The sequence below is a fragment of the Roseovarius aestuarii genome, assembly GCF_019966515.1.
In the GTDB taxonomy this organism is placed as follows: Bacteria; Pseudomonadota; Alphaproteobacteria; order Rhodobacterales; family Rhodobacteraceae; genus Roseovarius; species Roseovarius aestuarii.
In genome coordinates this window covers 1-16943 of sequence record NZ_JAIMIB010000014.1, presented here as the reverse complement: position 1 = coordinate 16943, position 16943 = coordinate 1, and the positions used below count along the sequence as shown (strand labels likewise).

Genomic DNA, 16943 nt, shown 5'->3' with positions numbered 1-16943 from the left:
ATGATTGACACTGGCGCCTCCCGCCCCGGCTGGGGTGTCCTCTGGATGGTGGTGACGGGGGCGCAGTTCGTCGGTGTCACGGTGCTGGTGAAATCCATGGGCACGCGCATCCCCGCGCCCGAGGCGGCGTTTCTGCGGTATGTGTTTGGCTTGATCTTTTTTGTACCGATGCTGGGATCACTGCTTAAAACACGGTTCGACCGGCAATTGTGGATGATGTTCACCATTCGCGGCGTGGCCCATACCGGGGCGGTGGCGCTTTGGTTCTATGCCATGGCACGTATCCCGATTGCTGATGTGACTGCGATGAATTACCTCTCGCCGGTCTATGTGACCCTCGGCGCGGCGCTGTTTCTGGGAGAGCGGCTGGCATTGCGCCGGGTACTTGCGATTTTCGCGGCACTGCTTGGCACGCTGATCATCCTGCGACCGGGATTTCGCGAGATCGGGCCGGGACACCTGGCAATGCTGGCCGTCGCCATATGCTTCGGCGTTTCCTACCTGCTGGCGAAACTGATGACCAACCGCGTCAGCCCTGCTGTTGTGGTGGCGATGCTGTCGATCATCGTAACAATCGGACTGGCGCCGCTGGCGCTGATGAACTGGATCACGCCCACATCAACCGAGGCGGCGCTGCTATTCGGCGTGGCCTGTCTGGCGACCGGTGGGCATTTCACGATGACGCTGGCCTTTCGGGCGGCGCCGCTGGCGGTGACCCAACCGGTATCCTTCTTGCAACTGGTCTGGGCGGTGCTGGTGGGCGCGCTTTTCTTTGACGAAGGCTTCGATGTGTTCGTGGTGCTGGGCGGTACGGTGATCGTCGGAGCGGTCAGCTTTATCAGCTGGCGTGAGATGGTGCTCAAGCGGCAGGCGGTGACGCCAAACCCGTCAGCGACAAAGGTTTGACGGGCGTTTTCGTTTCGCTGCAAAAGATCGCCTTACCGCATCCGATGAAAGATGCGGTATGTGCCGAGAAGTCTATAATTATATAAATTACAACGGGCTACAGCGCCTTCGATAGAAGGCATATTGGCCTGTGATTGAAAGAAACTTGCAAAGAATCCCTTTAAGGGAGAGTGTATTACAGCGTTTTTATTGAAACACAGATATTTATTTGATGGATGGACCCATGTCGGAAGAGACAGATATTGCCCCCGTAATTGTGACCTTCAGAGAGATCGAAAAAGCGCTTAGCAGCGACGAAGCCGTGGGCAATCTCAACGAGGTTGCTGAAAGCGATACGGAAACCAACCCTCTGGAAAAGACGGCCATCATGGCGGCAATGGGCAACATATTGCGCCAGCTGGAAAGTGCGGAGCTGGATGCCGGCGCCCGGGTGCTGACCACGGCGCATGATGATCGCGCGTCACGTATGCAAAGCCTGATCGCATCTGGTGAGGCAGCTAATCTGAGCTTTGATCCGCTGCCCGCCGGTGGGCTTGAGGCGAAATTCGATACGGGCGACTGGGGTGGCTGGGCAAGTGTGGCCTGGCAAAAACTCAAGCAAGGGCGAAAGCACCCGATGCTTCGGCCCACATCCGCAACGCCTGAACCCCTGCCCAAGGCGGCGCGTATTGCCGTGATAGGCGACTGGGGCACCGGCCTTTACGGCGCGCCGCGCATCGCTAGCTCAATCGCCAATGACCCGGATGATGTCGCCATGGTTCTGCATCTGGGCGATGTCTACTATTCGGGTACAAAAAAAGAGATGGAACAACGGCTGCTGAACCGCTGGCCCTCAAGGCCCGGTACAGTAAATCGAGCGATCAACTCGAACCATGAGATGTACTCAGGGGGGGACGCCTATTTCGGGATGCTCCTGCCGCAATTCGGACAGCAGGGAAGCTATTTTGCCACGCAGAACGATCACTGGACACTGATCGGCCTGGATCTTGCCTACAAGGATCATGACATTGATGATCAGCAGGTCGCGTGGCTGAAACAGGTGCTGGTACAGGCGGGCGACCGGAAGGTCATATTATTCTCGCATCACCAGCTTTATTCGCATTGGGAATCGCAGGGCCGCAAGTTGTGGCAGCATACCGAGTTTGGCAAAATTCTGCGCAGCAAACGCATCTTCGCCTGGTATTGGGGGCATGAACACCGCTGTTCCATTTTTGATAAGCCGGATCGTGAATTTGGCATTTTAGCGCGTTGCGTAGGTCATGGCGGCATGCCGCAACCCCGCGCTGCCACCCGCCACCTGCCACGTGCTACCAACCCGGATTTCGCCAATGCGGAATGGCGCCACAGCCCGGCAAGCAGCATCGCCGGGAATCTGCTGTCGGATGTCACCGTGCTGGATGGGCCAAATCCCTACATCACGGGCGAGGAGGACAAGTTCGCGCCGCATGGCTATGCGATGCTGGAACTTGATGGCCGTCACCTGACCGAAAAGGTGCTCGATCCTGAGGGCAAGGTGATCTACCAAAAGACGCTGGCTTAGACCGATGGATGATACAGACCTGAATTTGCTGCAGCGGCGCGTAGCGCGGTCTTTTGGCGACAAGCCCGTGGCCGATGTAATGGTCAAGGTGCGCGCCATTGTCGGCCCCGGTATGATACCGGATAGCGAGGCGTTGGCGCAGGCCGCATTGGAAAAGTTGCGCAGCGGCGAGATCCCCGATGCAGAAGAGTTGACTGCGCTCGAGATCGTCATTCGGATGATGCGCCCGGTGGTGCTGACCAAAGACGGCGTGCCGCAGGATCTTCCGCGGAAAGCCGGCGAGGACCTGTTTCCGCCGGAGCACTACGACAATTGGAGCGACTTCAAGAACAACGTCGCGCGGTTCGTCAACTCGATTGGCCGTATCGAGAGCATTGCGCCCGATGGAACCACCAGCCATGTCGGCACTGGTTTTCTGGTCAGCGGCAGTGTGCTGGCCACCAATCGCCACGTGCTTGATGCGCTGACATTCGGCTCGGGCGTGTTGCGCAAGAAAAGCGCGCGGGTGGTTTTCAAGCAGGAATACGGCCAGAATAACAGGCCGTCAGATATTTTCCCTATCATTGGTGTAGACGCCGCCCATCAGGATCTGGACATGGTCCGGTTGAAGCTGGAGAGCACCGAACGTGAAGGTGTCGAGATTGAACCGGCTGCTCCCGCGATCGGGGATGAGGTCGTCGCGATCGGATACCCTGCGGAGGATGAAAAAAATAATCCCGCGTTCCTGGGTACGACCTTCCAGAACAAGTTCGGGGTGCGTTGCGCTGCCCTGGGAGAGGTATTGCGAGGTGTGAAACACCCGAGCTTTTACCATGATTGTTCGACCACGCAGGGCAATTCGGGTTCGCCGCTCTTTTCGCTGAAAACCGCAAAAGTTATCGGCATCCACCGCGCCGGATATTTCATGTACCGCAACGAGGCCATCGACGGCGCCGCGTTGGCGGATTTCGTTTCGAACGCCTGAAAGTGGAGGAGGGTCATGGTTTCACGTGCTTTCATCATCGCGATTGAGGAGTATCCCGACGTCACCGAAGCGGGCATGGCAAAGAAGCTGGACGGCACGCTAAAAGCAGCGCTGAAGTTCAAGGAATGGGTCGAAGCCAAATGGCGCTCGGACGGGCGTTCGGACGAAGACACTCAAATGGTGTTCTGCTCAGAACCCCGACAGGATGGTTTTGGCATCGGGGCCACGCGCGATGATCTGGTCCAGGCGCTGATAGACCTCCAAAAGACCGGTAAAAACATGACCGATGAGTTGCTGTTCTACTACAGCGGTCACGGATATGCCTTTGTGAGCGACGCGCCGAGGTCCGATATCATCGTCGGGTCCGACTTCAGAAATTCCGAAATCTCGATAAATCGCTGCATAAATCTGGACGAAACCATTAACTGGCTGCGCAGCTGCATGGGCGTCGGTAAGCAATATTATTTTATTGATGCCTGCCGCCTGAAAATGAAGGCCAATCAAATCGCAGCACCCGGCAACAGCTTTTCCCCCAAGAGCGGTGCGACTGGCGAACCGACCACTTACGTGCTGCATTCCACAATTACCAATGCGGCTTCGGTTGTCGAGGGAGCGTTCCAGAAGAGCCTTCAGGACGGGTTGAAAGGTGTCGGAAAGGCCAAGACCTGGGATGATAATGTCGAAGATGCCATGTTCGTCCGGTACGACAGCTTACGGATTTATCTGACCGAAAAACTGAAGCACGACCAGCCCATCGAACATCAGGTGCTTGGCCAGGAAGGCGAAAGCGACGGTATTCTCTATACACTAAAACCGGTTCCTGAAATCGATTGCAACATCAAGATCAAAGGAGCCTCGGCCTCCGAGAAGGGGAAAATCAAGTACCGCCATATCCGCGCCCGAAATTTTGACAGTGAGAAATTCAACGCTTTGCCGGCGACGCTTAGAGTGCCGCCTGGGACATACAAAATTCAGGTCGAACTGGACAAAGGCAGTGTTGAGCCGGGAAACGCGCTGAAAGTCGAATTGTATGATCCCAAACACCTGACCTTTACCAAGGCCACACCAAGCCCGCCTCTTGGCGCACCCAAATTGCCCTCATTTGACCATCCGGGGCCTGATTTTTCGGCGATGAGGCCGCCATCGTTGAATGAAGCTGTATCGGGCCTTGAAAGCTTTGGTGGCGGTGGTGGACGACCGCGCCGGCGCGCATCACGCCCGCGCCGAGCGCCGCGCCTTTACGGCGTCAATGTGATCTTGCCCCTCGATGCCACCGCTGAATTGCAGCATGTCTCGTCGCGCGCCATTACCGTGGTTTCCGGTAACGGCGAAGTAGAACTACCTGGCGGCAACTATACTGGCACATTGAGGGGCGCTGACGGCGCTGCACTCGAAAAGAGGTCGTTCAAGGTGAACACCGCCTTGAAAGAGCTTAACCTCACCGATTGGCACGCCAACCGACCGATGCGCAGTATCGCTTTGCATTTCCCCGCCCACGAGGACAGCCTGCAATTCTCCGAATCCCTGAGCCATGAACGCACGGAACCTGACCTCGCCATGTGGCTTGCCGTCATCGGTGCTGGCCGCATTCTGAGCAGAAATGAAGGCACGTATTATAAGCTCGGGCAGCTTCCGCTTCGCGAATTCTGGAATGATACCCCGACCACGGCCTCATTCTATGTGCTGGCGGGTTTCGAAGATCCGGCAACGCGGGTGGAAATAAGCATCTCAGACGGGGTGAGCCCCCATTGGATTGACCCGCGCAGGCCCGGTGATTTGGACCTGCACGAGGCCTATGCCGAAAGGCCCCCGGGTCAGCATTTCGTGACTGTCCGGATCAACGACGGCATGAGTTACACGTTCGCAAGCTTTGCCATGCCCAACCGCTGTACGTTCATCACGCTTGTTCAGGGTCCAGACCGGCAACCCCAGTTCATCCAGTATTTGCTGCCGTTGGGGGCACTTTCCGAGCATCTGCATCCAGCGGTACAAGACAGGATTGACGAACGTAATTCGCTTGACGATGTGCGGCAATTTACCCGTATGTTCCGATCCTACCGCGCACGCCAGGATGTCTTTGCAACGATCTCCAGCCTGTCTCTGAACGATTTTCTCTATCACAAGTGGGGCAACCCGATCGCTTCATCGCTCGCCGCTTACGAATTGATGCGCCGCGGTGAGATGCAGCATATGGCGCAGGTCTCGTCCAACATGCGGGAATTTTTCCCGGAATTGCCCGACAGTTGGGCAATTGACGGGCTGGCATCGGGTAGCGGACCCGTCGCGTTGCCGGGGATGCCGCTTTTCCTCGATGGTCTTCGGGCGGTGCAGGATTATGACGGGTTAAGCCCGTTTCCCTCCAGTCATCTGGATCATTCCCGACCTTGGACCACCTGGCGCGGGGTGATCTGAGGTCGACCCCGCCGCGCGGGTAGCAAGGGTCACAAACAACTGGCTGTCCGACGATTGGGCGTGCCTGACCGTATCAAGTTTTTTCAACGCAGTTTTGGCACCCCGCCGGGCAGTTTTTCGCGATCCACCACGGCGGCCCGCAATGACCGGCCGATACGATGCGCCAGGGCGGACCAGCTTGCCGCCTGATCCGGTGTCAGTTCGTTGCTCAGCACCGCGTCAAAAAGCGCCAACCAGGTCTCGAACATGCCGGGACGGACATTCCCGGCCTTCACATGCGCTTCAACCGGGCTGCCCTCGTAACTGCGCTCGTGCAAGATGGTATTGGCCCAGAAATCCGCCACTTTGGCCTCGTGGCTGGGCCAATCTCCGACATGAACGGCGAAAATCGGTCCCAGACCGGGATGCGCACGAATACGGTCATAAAATACCGCCACGACCCGCTCGATTTCCGGGCGGGTAATGTTGAAACGAGGGGGCAGGGCAGTGCTCATATACCTTACCTGCCTTTATGCGACAGGCGGCGCAAGGGGGGTGCTATTCGTCGTAGAGCCGCTTTTCATCGTTATGGCGCAGCCGGGCGGTCAACTCGTCGAAATCCTCGGTCAGATCACCATGCGCCATCAGCGCTTCGGCATAGGTGGGCAATGCATCGACGGGCAGTTGTTGATCAGGATGCCAGAGCCGCGAGCGGATGATCGACTTGCCGCAGTGATAAAACGCCTCTTCCACATGCACGATCACGGCAAAGTCCGGCACTCGCCCGTTGATCGCGCATTTTTCGCGCAGCTCGATATCGCGCACCACCTGGGCGCTGCCATTGACCCGCACGACCTCGCTGCGGTTCGGCACCAGAAAGACCAGCCCGATACGACCGGTCTCGAAGATGTTTTGAAACCCGTCATAGCGATGGTTGCCGGGACGATCAGGAATGGCCAGCGTCTTGTGGTCCAGTATTTTCACAAATCCGGCAGGGTCACCCTTGGGCGAGACATCCATGTTCCCCGCCTTATCCACCGTCGCCATGGTCAAGAAGGTCGAATGTTCGATCCAGATCCGGCAGTGGGCATCGATATGGTCGACGAATTTCTGCACCTGGCTGTCATAGGGCCTACGCTGATCGGCATAGATCTGATCGACCGAGGTTACGACATCTTTGGGCTGATACATGGCTGTCCTCTCGCACTGCTCGGGGCAGTCTATCATAGTTGCGGGCCATTGATCTTGTGCCCGTCCGCGTCGCTGCCTATAAGTCGGGCGATGACACGGATACTGGCGATCATTATTCGAATTATATGCCCGGCGCTCTGAGCAGATCGAGCCGCCGGGACAAGGCGTATGAACCAGCGCGCCGCCCCCTGAACTCCTGACGATATTCGCATATGAAGGACGCCACAAATGTGCGCCGAGACCACAGATAATACCCCAGACTACAAAGACACTCTGAACCTGCCCCAGACGGATTTTCCAATGCGCGCGGGCTTGCCCAAGCGCGAGCCCGAATGGCTGGAACGCTGGAACAAGCTGCGCATCTATACCCGCCTGCGTGACAAGGCGGCCGAGGCTGGGGACCGCGAGCCGTTTACTCTGCATGACGGCCCTCCTTACGCCAACGGCCACCTGCATATCGGTCACGCGCTGAACAAGATCCTCAAGGACATGGTGGTGCGTTCGCAGCAGATGATGGGCCGCGACGCGCGCTATATCCCCGGCTGGGATTGCCACGGTCTGCCCATAGAATGGAAGATCGAGGAACAGTACCGCAAGAAGGGCCGTAACAAGGACGAGGTCGATATCGTCGACTTCCGCCAGGAATGCCGCAAATTCGCCGAAGGCTGGATCGATATCCAGCGCGACGAATTCAAGCGCCTTGGCGTGACCGGCAAGTGGTCCAAGCCGTATCTGACGATGGATTTCCGCGCCGAGCGCATCATCGCCGAGGAGTTCCAGAAATTCCTGATGAACGGCACGCTCTACCAGGGCTCCAAGCCTGTCATGTGGTCGCCGATCGAGAAAACCGCCCTGGCCGAGGCCGAGGTCGAATATCACGACAAGGACAGTTTTACCATTTGGGTGAAGTTCCGGGTTGCTGGTTTTCAAGATGCCCTAGTCGGCCATGAAGGCGGTTTGGTTGTCAGCACTCAGAAACAAGAACAAGAAGTAGAACGCACTCTGCGGAACATGGAAGATTTGCAGGGTGCCCATGTCGTCATCTGGACCACGACACCCTGGACTATCCCGTCGAACAAGGCCGTGGTTTATGGCGAAAACTTCTCCTACGGGCTTTACGAAGTCACGGGCACGCCCGAGGAATGCTGGGCCGCGCCCGGTGACCGGTTCATCCTCGCCGACAAGCTGGCGGGCGATGTGCTGGGCCGTGCCCGGCTGAGCGAAGATCACTGGAAACGTGTCCGTGACGTCAGCGCCGAGGAGCTTTCGGCCCTTTCGTTGCAGCACCCGCTGGCTGGGGCCGAAGGGTCCAACGGCGAATGGGACGATCTGCGTGATTTCCGTGCCGCCGATTTCGTGACCGACGAGGAAGGCACCGGTTTCGTGCATTGCGCGCCCAGCCACGGGATGGAGGAATACGAGCTTTACCGCGATCTGGGCATGCTGGGGCAGGTCATCACCTATAACGTGCTGGATGACGGCTCTTTCCGCCCGGATCTGCCGTTTTTTGGCGGCACCTACATCCTCAACCGCAAGGGCGGTGAGGGCGATGCCAATAAATCCGTGATCGACAAGCTGGTCGAGGTGGGCGGCCTTCTGGCGCGCGGCAAGATCAAGCACAGCTATCCGCATTCATGGCGGTCCAAGGCACCGGTAATCTACCGCAACACGCCGCAATGGTTCGCCGCCATCGACAAGCCGGTCGGCGACGGGCAGGACACCCACGGCACCACCATCCGTGAACGCGCCCTGACCGAGATCGACAATGTGAACTGGACCCCCAAGACCGGCCGTAACCGGCTCCACTCGATGATGGTAGCGCGGCCCGACTGGGTGCTCAGCCGTCAGCGCGCCTGGGGCGTGCCGCTGACATGTTTTGTGCGCAAGGGCGCGCTGCCCACTGACGAGAGTTTCCTGCTGCGCGACGAGGCGGTCAACGCCCGCATCCTTGAGGCGTTTGAGGCCGAAGGCGCCGATGCCTGGTACAAGGAGGGCGCCAAGGAACGCTTCCTCGGCAATGATTACGACCCGTCGGAATGGGTCAAGGTCGATGACATCCTCGATGTGTGGTTCGATAGCGGCTCGACCCATGCGTTCGTGTTGCGCGACCGCGAGGATGGCTCCGAGGACGGTCTGGCGGATCTTTATCTGGAAGGCACCGACCAGCATCGCGGCTGGTTCCATTCCTCGATGCTGCAAAGCTGCGGCACGCAGGGCTTTGCGCCCTATCGCGGGGTGCTGACCCACGGGTTCACGCTCGATGCCAAAGGCAACAAGATGTCCAAATCGCTGGGCAACACCATCGTTCCTGACGAGGTGGTCAAACAATACGGTGCTGATATCCTGCGGCTCTGGGTGTCGCAGGTCGATTATACGGGTGATCAGCGGATCGGGCCGGAGATTCTGAAGGGCACCGCCGACAGCTACCGGCGGCTGCGCAACACCATGCGCTTCATGCTGGGTGCGCTGGCGCATTTCAACGAAAGCGACCGGGTGGAGCCTGCCGACATGCCCGAGCTGGAGCGCTGGGTGCTGCACCGCCTGGCCGAGCTGGATCACCGGGTGCGCACCGGCTATGCCGCCTATGATTTCCAGGGCGTGTTCCAGGCGCTTTTCAACTTCGCCACGGTCGAGCTATCGGCATTCTATTTCGACATCCGCAAAGACGTGCTTTATTGCGATGGCGACACGCCTCGCAGGCGCGCTGCGCGCACGGTGCTGGACCTACTTTTCCACCGGCTCACCACCTGGCTGGCGCCCGTGCTGGTCTTCACCATGGAAGAGGTCTGGCTGGAACGGTTCCCCGGCGACGAAAGCTCGGTGCATCTGACCGATATGCCGGCGACGCCTGCCGATTGGCTGGACGAGCCATTGGCGGCGAAATGGGCGCATGTGCGGCAGGCGCGGCGGGCGGTCACCGCAGCGCTTGAGGTGCAGCGCACCGACAAGGTGATCGGTGCCTCGCTGGAGGCGGCCCCGGTGGTGCATGTCCGCGATCCCGAGATGCTGACGGTGCTGAAATCGGTGAATTTCGAGGATATCTGCATCACGTCAGACATATCACTGACCGATCACCCCAGCCCGGCCGAGGCGTTCCGTCTGCCTGAAGTCGACGGCGTCACGGTGGTATTCGAGAAAGCCGATGGTGAGAAATGCCAGCGCTGCTGGAAAATCCTGCCGGATGTCGGCACTCATGCGCATCCGGCCACCTGCTACCGCTGCAGCGAGGCATTGGGGTAGGCGTTGGCAGAGGCGCAAGCCTTCGAACAGCAGAATTGTGCGGCTAGGAGATACTTATGAGTGACGCGACGTTCCGGCCCTATCTGCTGACCTCTGTGCTGGTTCTGGCGACTTGCGCCATTCTGCTCTGGATGGGTCGGGTGCCGTGGTGCGCCTGCGGGTATGTGGACCTTTGGGGCACGGTGGGCACCAGCGAAGGATCGCAACAGCTATTCGACTGGTATACGCCCAGTCACCTGCTGCACGGTTTCATCTTTTATGCCGCGCTTTGGCTGGTTGCGCGGCGCCTGCCGGTGGGGTGGCGGCTTGTCATCGCTACGCTTGTCGAATGCGCCTGGGAAATTGCCGAAAACACCAATGCGGTGATCGAGCGCTACCGCGAGGTCACTATCTCGCTCGATTACTATGGCGATAGCGTGCTTAATTCCTTTTCGGACATTGTGGCCATGCTGGTGGGGTTCTGGCTGGCGCGGATGCTGCCGGTTTGGGTGAGCTTCGCGATCGTGATCGGGTTCGAGCTGCTGACGATGGCGATCATCCGCGATGGACTGGCACTGAACGTGATCATGCTTTTGTGGCCGCTGGAGGCGATCCGCGACTGGCAGGCGGCGATGTAATCGCGCTTTACTTTCGATCACGGAACCCGCACAGATTTGCGCCATGAATGACCATCTCAAGGGATTGCTGATCACGACGCTGGGTGTGTTGTTCGTGGTTCCGGATTCACTCTTTGTACGACTGATCGTGGCAGACCCGCTGGAGGTGGCATTCTGGCGCGGCATGAGTTCCGGGATGATGATCTTGCTTGGCCTGCTGGTGGTGCAAGGCACCCGCGGGATGGGTGCCGTACTGCGCTGCGGCTGGCCCGCTTTCATCTACATGTTCCTGATCGGCTCAACCGCGCCGGGTTTCGTACTTGCGGTCACCCAGACCAGCGTCGCAAACGTGGTGTTCATTTTCGCATCGATGCCGGTCTTTTCCGCCACATTCAGCCGGATTTTTCTGGGCGAGCCCATACGGCTCAGGATGGTGCTGACGATGGCAGTTGTTCTGGTCGGGCTTGGGATCATTGCCTACGGGTCGGAAGAATCCGAGATTGCGTCGTGGAAGGGGGATATCTGGGCGCTTTACGTCACGATTGCTTATTCCGGCGCGCTGACAGCGGTGCGGAAGGTCAAGGCTATTTCGATGATCCCGGCGATCCCCATGGCCTATATCGGCTCGGCCCTGATGATGTGGCCTTTCACGGCGCCGTTGGCAGTGTTCCCGGGCCAGTGGGAGCTGTTTGCCGGGCACGGTGCTTTCATCGCCGTGGCAACCTGTTTCCTGACATTGGGGCCGCGCTACATCAGTTCAGCGGAGGTTTCACTGCTGATCCTGCTGGAATCGGTATTGGCACCGATCCTGGTCTGGATGGTGATCGGCGAAGACCCCGGCTTTTGGGCGTTGATAGGCGGCGCAGTGGTAATCGGTGCGCTTTTTGTATCGAACCTGGTGGTGTTGAGGCGCAAACGACGAGAGCGGCCGGTTTGAGCCCTAACTGTCAAATGCTGCATCCAGTTCGAATGTTCGCAAAGCGTGCTTTGCGAACATCGCCGACTGAAGGAGCGGTTCAACCCTGCCGTTCGACATCCAAATTAGTGTTTCGGAGCAATTTCCCCAAATCAGACTTTAGATTGATTACTTGCATCAGAATTATTGAGCGTTAGAGGTATTGGAATAAAATCTGCCATTTAGTTCGAAAGTGCTACTCGCAACTTATCCGCGGATAAGCCGGAGCATGATACACATTGCCTTATTCCTGCTCTCCATCCGCAATCACAGTGTTCTTCCGGTCGAGGAAATAGACACTAAACTACTTGGAATCTCCGTGTGCCAAATAGGCTCAGCAGCAATTAAACACGTAAACCAACTTCGATCAAATCAACAATAAATGCTAATCAACCTTGTAGCGCTTTCGCGCCGCGCTTTCCTGCAGCAGCCAATTGGCAACAACGTCGTGTTCGGGCGTGCTGTTGATGCCTTCGCGGCGCAAGAGGTAATAGCCCGAGTTGGTGCGCACCTGCACCGACTCCAGGGGCCGGACCAATGTGCCCGACTGAAGGTGCCGGTCCACCAGATGCCCCCACCCGAGGGCCACGCCCAGCCCGTCAACCGCCGCCTGGATGCCCAGGGGGTAGGTGTTGACATAGGTCGAGGGCGCGACCTGATCGGGATCAAATCCCAGGTGCGCCATCCAGCTTTTCCAGTTCAGCCATTCGGCATGGACGTTGTCGACGTCGATCAGCGCGTGATCAGGCAACGAGGTCAGCTCGCTCAGTGTGGGATTGTTGGACAGATATGAGGGCGCACAGACCGGAAAGACGGTTTCGCCGAAAAGCAGGTCCACGTGGAAGCCGGGCCATTCGTTCTTGCTGTCGCCGCGCAGGATTGCCAGGTCGATGTCGGCCGCGAGGCATTCCGAATCGATATCCGACGACACTAGGCTGATGGCAATGTTGCGATTGGACTGACGAAACTTGCGCAGGCGGGGCATGAGCCACAGCGATGCCGCCGAATTGGTGGCGGACATGCGCACCGTGGATAGTTGAAGATCGATCAACATTTCCTGAGAAACTTGCGCGATCCTGCGCAATGCTGGATTGATTCCATTGAGTAATTTCCGCCCATGTTCGGTCAATTTGACCGAGCGGTGTCCGCGTACGAACAGCGCACAATCATAATGCTGTTCCAAAAGTTGCATCTTTCGGCTTATGGCCGGTTCTGTAACGTTCATCTCCTTCGCGGTGGCGGCAAAGCTTTCGAGTTCCGCGGCTACCTGAAAGGTGACCAAATGATCTAAACGGGGCAGGATTGAGCGATCTTTCAACATCTTTTTCGGACCTCGGTGGGTATTGCTGGCTCGAAATCAAGCCCTAACAGTTAATCAGGCCTCGATAGTTTGGCAAATTTTTTGTTGGGCTTGGCAAAACTATTCTTGATTCACACTTTTTCAAAAATTGCTTCATACTTAACCTCCTATAACCCGGCGTTCGCACTGAACGATCGCCTCTTCAACGCTAATGGGGAGTTAGTATGAAAACCACAATCCTTATGACGGCATCTGCGCTGGCGCTGGCCACTGCAACCGCGTCCTACGCGGCAGACAGTTCAGACCCGATCGTCATTCCGATCCACAACTGGTCCAGTCAGATTGTGATGAGCAACGTCGTCGGCCAGATACTTGAGGCCAATGGCAACAATGTTGAATACGTGACCACGGACAGCCAAGCGGTGTACGAATCGATCCGTCTGGGCGACGTGACGCTGGAGCTTGAAGTCTGGGAAGGTGCCTTTGGGGCTTCGTTCCGAGCGGCTCTGGAAAAAGGCGGTATCGTTGATGTGGGCGACCACGACGCGGTGACACGCGAAGACTGGTGGTATCCGATGTGGACCAAGGATGCATGCCCGGGTCTGCCCAGTTGGGAAGCGCTGAATGACTGTGCCAGCGTTTTTGCGACGGCCGAAACCGGCGACAAGGGGATGTTCCTTGACGGCCCGGTGGACTGGCTCAAGCACGGCAAGGAACGTGCCGAGGCTCTCGATATTAACTTCACCGTAATCAACGCCGGTTCGGCAGCGGCACTCTGGGCTCATGTTGGCGCAGCCGAGGCCGACAAGAAGCCGGTATTGGTGTTCAACTGGACACCTAACTTTGCTGAAGCGGTCTGGCCCGGTGAGTTTGTCGAATTCCCGGCCTGGGAAGATGGCTGCGACAAGGACCCGGCCGTGGGCCCGAACCCTGATGCGCTTTATGACTGTGGCAACCCGGCAACCGGCTATCTGAAGAAAGCCGCCTGGGAAGGCATGGAAGAGAAATGGCCGAGCGCATACGCGGTTCTGGAAAAAGTATCGTTCACCAACCCGCAGATCGCCGAAATGGCGAAGAAGGTAGATGTTGACGAACTGGAGCCGGATGAAGCAGCGGAAATCTGGCTGGAAGAGAACCCGGATGTCTGGAAGAACTGGGTAAGCTCGGGCAGCTAAGGCTATCCCATGAAGATTGCGACCTGTCCGACGTACGGACAGGTCCATCGTCAAAATTTAGATTGCCCGTCCGAGCCTCATTGACCGGGCGTGCTTTCTTTACCGAGTTGCAATTTCCGTTGAAAAATTCGCCCCACTAGAAAGAAAATTCGATGTCAGATGAAGCCCCCGTCATTTCATGCCGTAACGTCTGGAAATTATTTGGGCCGAACCCAAAGCAATATCTTGCGAACATGCCGGCTGGCCGCAGTTTCCAAGAGATCCATGCCGATGGTTATATCGCCGGTGTCAAAGATGTCTCGGTGGAAGTCGGCCGCGGCGAAATGCTGGTGATCATGGGCCTGTCGGGCTCGGGGAAATCGACCCTGGTGCGCTGTTTCTCGCGCCTGCATGACATCACCGGCGGCACCATCGAGGTCGATGGCGAAAACATCATGGACATGGATGAAAACGCGCTGATCGAAATGCGCCGCAGCAAGATGGGCATGGTGTTCCAATCCTTCGGCCTGCTGCCGCACCGCACCGTTCTTGACAATGTGGCCTTTCCGCTGGAAATGCGCGGGCAGGACAAACATGACCGCCGTGAGCGCGCGCTGGAAGTGGTCAAGCTAGTGGGCCTTGAAGGCCGCGAAGAATATTTCCCGCGTGAGCTCTCAGGTGGTCAGCAACAGCGCGTCGGTATCGCGCGCAGTCTGGCCATCGAGCCGGATATCTGGTTTCTGGATGAGCCGTTTTCGGCGTTGGACCCGCTTATTCGTCGCGAGATGCAGGATGAATTCCTGCGCCTGCAAGAGATGCTGGGCAAGACGATTGTCTTTATCACACATGACTTTGACGAAGCGCTGCGTCTGGCGGACCGCATAGCCATCATGAAAGACGGCGCGGTAGAACAATGCGACACGCCCGATCAGATCGTGCTGAACCCGCAGACGCCCTATGTCAGAAAATTCACCGAGGAGATCGAAAAATCCCGCGTGGTGCATGCCCGAGTATTGGCCAATCCGGTCAACGGAGCGGCGCCAGAAGGTGACCCCGTGCGCGCCGGTCACACGATCCTGCAACTGGCCCGCCAACTGGTCAACGACCCGCGCGAAGAACTGCCTGTCGCCAACAAGAAAGGCGAACTGATCGGGGTGATGAACCGGCAAGAAGCGCTGGACGTATTGCTGGGGAAAGACTGAGATGGCCGAACTAGCAACAAACCCGAACCAAGCGGCTGGCGGACTGAGCAAGACCCGCCTCCTGCAAATCCTGATTGGCGTGGCGGTGCTGATGATTTTGGCGCGTCCGGTGTTGCCCGATTTTCTGGTCCGTTTGCCGGAATCCTGGATTCCGCCGCTGGCCGACTGGCTGGACGCCTTCTTTAGCTTTTTGATTGATGATCTGAAACTGACGGTACTGACTCGCTGGTTTGCCGAAGGGCCGCTGGATTTCATGCTGGGCCTGACCGCAAATCTGCTCGAAGGCAAGCATCGCTGGCCCTTTATCGGCCCGCTGCCGTGGTCATGCGTCGCTGCCGTGGCGGCAGTGATTGGCTATTATCTGGGAGGTTGGAAATTCGCCCTGCTGGGCGGCGGTACCTTCGTCTGGACCGCGATGGTGGGCCAGTGGAAGATTGCCATGCAAACGCTGTCGGTCCTCGCGGTTGCGGCACCATTGGCGTTCTTTATCGGACTGCTGATGGGCATCGCTGCGTGGAAATGGGGCTGGTTCGACCGGGCGGTCAAACCGTTTCTTGCCATTCTGCAGACCATCCCGTTCTTCACCTATCTGCTGCCCGCCGTGATCTTTTTCAAGGTCGGCCCGACGGCTGGGGCGATTGCGACCACGATCTACGCCATTCCGCCGATGGTGCTGATGACGGCGCTTGGCCTCAAGAAGGTCTCGCCCGAGATCATCGAGGCCGGCAAAATGTGTGGCTCGACCCGGTGGCAGATGTTGACCAAGGTCTACATCCCCTCGGCCCGGACCGAGATCCTTGTGGGCGTCAACCAGGTGATCATGCTGTGTCTGGCGATGGTGGTTCTGACCGCCTTTATCGGCATGCCTGGTCTGGGCGGCAAACTGCTGGCGATGATGAACAGCTTCAAACTGGGACGCTCGTTCGAAATTGGCATCACCATCGTGCTGGTGGCGGTGATGCTGGACCGGTTTTCCAAAGCCTGGGTGGCGAAACTGCCCGAGCATCACGAGCGTGGCACATCCTGGTTCGTGCAGCACAAGTATCTGGTGGCCGCTGTCGTCGGCTTTCTGGGCTTTCTTATTATCGCTCAGTTCATTGGTATCCTGAATGAAGTTGGCCGCCGCCAATCGCTGTCGATGGGCAAGGAGATGGACGCAATCATCAAGGGGTTCCTGGCCATCGATGCGGTGCAGTGGATTACCGGAAAGATGCGCTATGTGCTCAATGTCTGGGTGTTGATCCCGTTCCGCAACTTCCTGCTCTACATCCCGACACCGGCCTTCATTCTGATCATCGTGTCCTTTGCCTACTGGCTGGGCGGCAAGCGTCCGGCGATCTTTGCGGCGATCTTTTTCAGCATCGTCGCGTTCAGTGGCTGGTGGGACCGGTCGGTGATCACGCTCTATTCGGTGATCTCGGCGGTGTTCCTGTCAATGTTCATTGGTATTCCGCTGGGCATCTTCGCATCACGTAGCGACAAGTGGTCGACCCGCATCCTGCTT

The 16943-nt window shown here is 57.9% G+C and carries 13 protein-coding genes; 10 read left to right on the top strand and 3 right to left on the bottom strand.

Features of this window, described 5'->3' with window-relative positions; all coding sequences use genetic code 11:
• The 4 genes from LC334_RS15750 to LC334_RS15735 all read left to right on the top strand — a co-directional run bounded on the left by LC334_RS15750 (window position 1) and on the right by LC334_RS15735 (window position 5822).
• Window positions 1-906, top strand: a complete 906-nt coding sequence (locus LC334_RS15750; protein WP_223413029.1) for a DMT family transporter — start codon at window positions 1-3, stop codon at window positions 904-906.
• 223 nt (window positions 907-1129) lie between these two features.
• The gene (locus tag LC334_RS15745) at window positions 1130-2446 is read left to right on the top strand and encodes a metallophosphoesterase family protein (RefSeq protein ID WP_176237725.1); all 1317 of its coding nucleotides are present in this window, start codon (window positions 1130-1132) and stop codon (window positions 2444-2446) included.
• Window positions 2447-2450: 4 nt separating this feature from the next.
• Complete coding sequence (locus LC334_RS15740; protein WP_085801392.1) at window positions 2451-3410, top strand: trypsin-like serine peptidase; 960 nt, start codon at window positions 2451-2453, stop codon at window positions 3408-3410.
• Between the two features lie 15 nt (window positions 3411-3425).
• Window positions 3426-5822: a caspase family protein gene (locus LC334_RS15735; protein ID WP_085801391.1), complete on the top strand. Its 2397-nt coding sequence runs from the start codon at window positions 3426-3428 to the stop codon at window positions 5820-5822.
• 83 nt (window positions 5823-5905) lie between these two features.
• On the opposite strand, the gene LC334_RS15730 is transcribed toward LC334_RS15735, so the two are convergent.
• Window positions 5906-6316 (bottom strand): group III truncated hemoglobin, encoded by a 411-nt coding sequence (locus tag LC334_RS15730; protein ID WP_085801390.1) that lies wholly within the window; start codon window positions 6314-6316, stop codon window positions 5906-5908.
• 43 nt (window positions 6317-6359) lie between these two features.
• Window positions 6360-6992 carry an MSMEG_1061 family FMN-dependent PPOX-type flavoprotein gene (locus tag LC334_RS15725; protein WP_085801389.1) on the bottom strand — a complete coding sequence of 211 codons (633 nt, stop codon included), beginning with the start codon at window positions 6990-6992 and terminating at the stop codon, window positions 6360-6362.
• Window positions 6993-7220: 228 nt separating this feature from the next.
• On the opposite strand from LC334_RS15725, the gene ileS reads away from it, so the two are divergent.
• From ileS to LC334_RS15710, 3 genes are read left to right on the top strand one after another with little or no spacing between them, the layout of a single operon-like run.
• On the top strand, window positions 7221-10232 hold the full coding sequence (gene ileS, locus LC334_RS15720) for an isoleucine--tRNA ligase (RefSeq protein WP_085801388.1): 3012 nt from the start codon (window positions 7221-7223) through the stop codon (window positions 10230-10232).
• Window positions 10233-10288: 56 nt separating this feature from the next.
• Complete coding sequence (locus tag LC334_RS15715) at window positions 10289-10849, top strand: DUF2585 domain-containing protein (protein ID WP_085801387.1); 561 nt, start codon at window positions 10289-10291, stop codon at window positions 10847-10849.
• Between the two features lie 43 nt (window positions 10850-10892).
• Complete coding sequence (locus tag LC334_RS15710; protein WP_085801386.1) at window positions 10893-11765, top strand: DMT family transporter; 873 nt, start codon at window positions 10893-10895, stop codon at window positions 11763-11765.
• Window positions 11766-12168: 403 nt separating this feature from the next.
• Here the strand turns inward: LC334_RS15710 and LC334_RS15705 are convergent, their stop codons facing one another.
• Complete coding sequence (locus LC334_RS15705) at window positions 12169-13104, bottom strand: LysR substrate-binding domain-containing protein (protein WP_085801385.1); 936 nt, start codon at window positions 13102-13104, stop codon at window positions 12169-12171.
• Between the two features lie 203 nt (window positions 13105-13307).
• Between LC334_RS15705 and LC334_RS15700 the strand changes: the two genes are divergently transcribed.
• The 3 genes from LC334_RS15700 to LC334_RS15690 form a co-directional block, all read left to right on the top strand.
• Window positions 13308-14258: an ABC transporter substrate-binding protein gene (locus LC334_RS15700; protein ID WP_085801384.1), complete on the top strand. Its 951-nt coding sequence runs from the start codon at window positions 13308-13310 to the stop codon at window positions 14256-14258.
• Window positions 14259-14410: 152 nt separating this feature from the next.
• Window positions 14411-15439: a quaternary amine ABC transporter ATP-binding protein gene (locus LC334_RS15695; protein ID WP_085801383.1), complete on the top strand. Its 1029-nt coding sequence runs from the start codon at window positions 14411-14413 to the stop codon at window positions 15437-15439.
• 1 nt (window position 15440) lies between these two features.
• Window positions 15441-16943 (top strand): ABC transporter permease subunit (locus LC334_RS15690; protein WP_223413028.1); only part of this gene is annotated, 1503 nt, incomplete at its 3' end.